Here is a 3,131-nt window from a genome sequence, read left to right on the forward strand (position 1 = left end):
GTCCGTGGTTGGCTTGCCAACTACAGGGCTACCGAAAGCCTGCACTCTTTCGCTTTAGCGGTGCGGAGCGCTCTGCGTCAGCATGAGTGCGGGTAGTTTACTAGAGGCGCTGGATGGCAACAGGAACTTGGGGAGTGGCAATGGTGCAAGTCGAGGTGTTGGCAGAACAGGCACAAAGCTGTGCCCGGCGGCTGGGGATCCCTCAGTTTGATCTCTACGGGGCTCAAGTGGATGAAACCAGCGTGCAGGTAGATCATGGGGAACCTCGCCAGGTCAAGGCTTCCCATCGCTGCAGCGTGACGGTGCGGGCCTGGAACGACCAGGGTCAGGTGGGGGTGACCTCCACCACCGATGTGGATGAGGTGGGGCTGGAACTGGCCCTGCAAACGGCCTTTGAAGCCAGCCATTTTGGCGTGCGGGAACATGCCCCTCAATTCAGCCCGGAAGCCACTCTGCCCATTGCCCAGCCTTGTAACGACAAAGGGCCGTTGGCTTTGGCCGGCGACTTGTTGGAACAGTTGGTGGCTGCCGAAAAGGCACTCCTGGGATCCCATCCCGCCATTCAGGGGGTGCCCTACAACGGCCTAGCGCAGCGGCAGATCAACCGCTTCTACCTCAACAGCCACCAAGCCCTGCGACAAGAGGAGCATACCCTCGCTTCGGTTTTTCTCTACAGCAAGGCAGAGCAAGAGGGCCGCAAACCCCGCAGTGCCGGAGCCATGCGAGTGGCTCGCAGCCTGGATGAGTTGGATATCCAGGGTTGTGTGCAGGAAGCTGCTGAGAAACTGATTAGCCATCTGGAGTACGAGCGGATCCCCTCTGGAAAATACACAGTGGTCTTTTCCGGAGAAGCCTTTTTGAGTTTGTTGGGCGCCTTCTCCAATGTGTTCAATGCCCAAAACATTTTGGACAACCAAAGCCTGTCCACCCCAGAATCCCTGGGCAAGACCATTGCCTCACCTCTTCTGTCGGTGTGTGACGATGCCCTACACCCGACCAATGTGGGAGCGATCAGCTTTGATGGAGAAGGCACCCCCACCCGCCGTGTCCCTCTCATCACCAATGGGGTCTTGACCCACTTTTTGCACAGCGCCGGTACGGCTAAGCGCCTAGGAGCCAAGCCCACCGGCCATGCCAACATCGGCGCCAAGGTCACAGTTGCCGCCCACTACTACCATGTATTTGCCGGGGCACCGCCGGAGAGCACCTATGACTTGGCTGCGGCTAAAAATGTAGTTTGGATCGATGAGCTGCAAGCGCTTCATGCCGGCGTTAAGCCCCTACAGGGATCCTTCTCCCTGCCGTTTCAGGGGTGGTGGGTGCGCCAAGGAGAGCGCATCAGCATCGAAGCGGCCACGGTGGCCGGAGACTTTCTGGAGTTGTTGAAGTCGATTTTCTACGTCGAGCCCGAGCCGCAAGTCACACCGGGTGGGCTGTGTCCCCGCATCTGGGTTGCCGATCTCTCCATTACCGGCCAATAACCTTACTTTCAACTCATGAAACTGACCCGCATCGACCTCAACAGTTGGCTCATCCACACCCGGGAGCAAACCTTCCTATTGGATCCGTGGCTGGTGGATCCCTTGGTGTTTCTGGGGATCCCCTGGTTCATCCGCCTGGAGCACCGCCAGCCGCTCCCTTTTACGCCGGAGACCTTGCCCAAAATCGACGGGATCCTCCTCAGCCAAGCCCAGCCGGATCACTGCCACCCACCAACGTTGCAGCGCCTGGATAAGCGGATCCCCGTTTTGGCCTCGCCGGCTGCAGCCAGAGTAGTGAAGAGTCTAGGATTTGCAACGGTTCAGGCTCTGGATCCCTGGCAGTCCGCTCAGTGGGGGGATCTGCGCGTCACGGCCATTCCCGGTGCGCTCCTGGGGCCTGTCCGTGAGCTGGGCTATCTGCTGGAAGAGGTGTCCTCCCAGACACGGCTTTACTACGAGCCTCATCTGTCCCAGCCGGATGTCCGCCCGCGGCTGCAGCAGGAGTTTGGCTCCATCCATACCCTACTGATTCCGGTGGTGGGGCAGATCTTTCCCCTCTTGGGAGAGGTGATCATGGGGCCAGAGCGGGCCCTGGAGGTGGTGGCAGCCCTACGCCCCCAGCAGGTGATCCCAACCGCGATGGGAGAGGTGGACTACCACGGGTGGTTTGCCGCCCAGATCCGCCCCTTGGGCAGCCTGCAGGAGTTTCGAGAAAAGCTGGCAGCCTTGAATGCCGCCACGTCCCAATCTATCCGGTTGTGTTGCCCTGCCCCCGGAGAAACGGTGTCTCTTTCTGTTGCGGCCAAGCTATGAGCCTTTCTTCCCAAGCCCCGCCTAGCGCCGATCTGGTGGCCATCTTGCGGGCAGATTACGCTCGCTTTCCCCGGGATCAGACCTATGCGATCTACGACCCGCAGGTTTACTTCCGGGATCCCCTCAACGAGTTTCGCGGCTTGGATCGCTATCGCCGCATGATCGAGGGGATAGGGCGTTGGATAGAGGATATCCGTCTCGAGCTGCAGGATATTCGACAAACCGGCAGCCAGATCCGCACCGAGTGGATCCTAAGCGGTGCTTTGGCTTTGCCTTGGCGTCCCCGCCTGTGCATCCCCGGCTGGACAGAGATGCAGATCAATGAGACGGGGTTGATCGGATCCCATATTGACTACTGGCGATGCTCCCGCTGGGAAGTGCTGCTGCAAATGTTTCGGCCTGGGGAGCCCAAAGGATCCCGTTAATAGCTTCCATCCTTTGCTAGGATCACAAAGCTGACTTTTTAGCCCTCCTGGAAAGTCGCCCCTATTCTCAATCTGGAGAGATGGCCGAGTGGTCGAAGGCGCAGCACTGGAAATGCTGTGTGGGGTAACTCACCGTGGGTTCGAATCCCACTCTCTCCGCTGGAACTTGTTTGTGAGAGCAACTCACCGTGGGTAAGGCCATCCGGCCCGCTGGCGCGACCGAATCCCACTCTCTCCGTAATCCGATAACGTCCACTGAAGTCCAGAAAGCTCTTACCCAGCAAGGCTTCTGGGCTTTTTAGTGTCCACGATAGACCGGGGAAACCCACTGTAATCCAGGCTAAAGTGGGACACAATAGGGGATATAACAGACGGGGTGGGACATGGCCCTGTCAGCTAGAAATCGCAGGAG

General features: G+C 58.9%; 3 protein-coding genes and 1 tRNA gene. All 4 read left to right on the forward strand.

What is annotated here, in order from left to right; all coding sequences use genetic code 11:
* Nucleotides 1-140 precede the first annotated feature (140 nt).
* Nucleotides 141-1,481, forward strand: coding sequence for a TldD/PmbA family protein (locus NW819_RS01555; RefSeq protein WP_414412688.1), 1,341 nt, complete (start codon nucleotides 141-143; stop codon nucleotides 1,479-1,481).
* A gap of 15 nt (nucleotides 1,482-1,496) precedes the next feature.
* Nucleotides 1,497-2,294 (forward strand): MBL fold metallo-hydrolase, encoded by a 798-nt coding sequence (locus NW819_RS01560; RefSeq protein ID WP_414412689.1) that lies wholly within the window; start codon nucleotides 1,497-1,499, stop codon nucleotides 2,292-2,294.
* Nucleotides 2,291-2,719, forward strand: coding sequence for a DUF2358 domain-containing protein (locus tag NW819_RS01565; protein ID WP_414412690.1), 429 nt, complete (start codon nucleotides 2,291-2,293; stop codon nucleotides 2,717-2,719). Before NW819_RS01560 ends, NW819_RS01565 begins: the two co-directional genes overlap by 4 nt.
* Nucleotides 2,720-2,793: 74 nt before the next feature.
* Nucleotides 2,794-2,878, forward strand: a tRNA-Ser gene (locus tag NW819_RS01570).
* Nucleotides 2,879-3,131 lie beyond the last annotated feature (253 nt).

The organism is Synechococcus sp. R8-2 (assembly GCF_047461715.1).
In the GTDB taxonomy this organism is placed as follows: Bacteria; Cyanobacteriota; Cyanobacteriia; order Thermostichales; family Thermostichaceae; genus Thermostichus.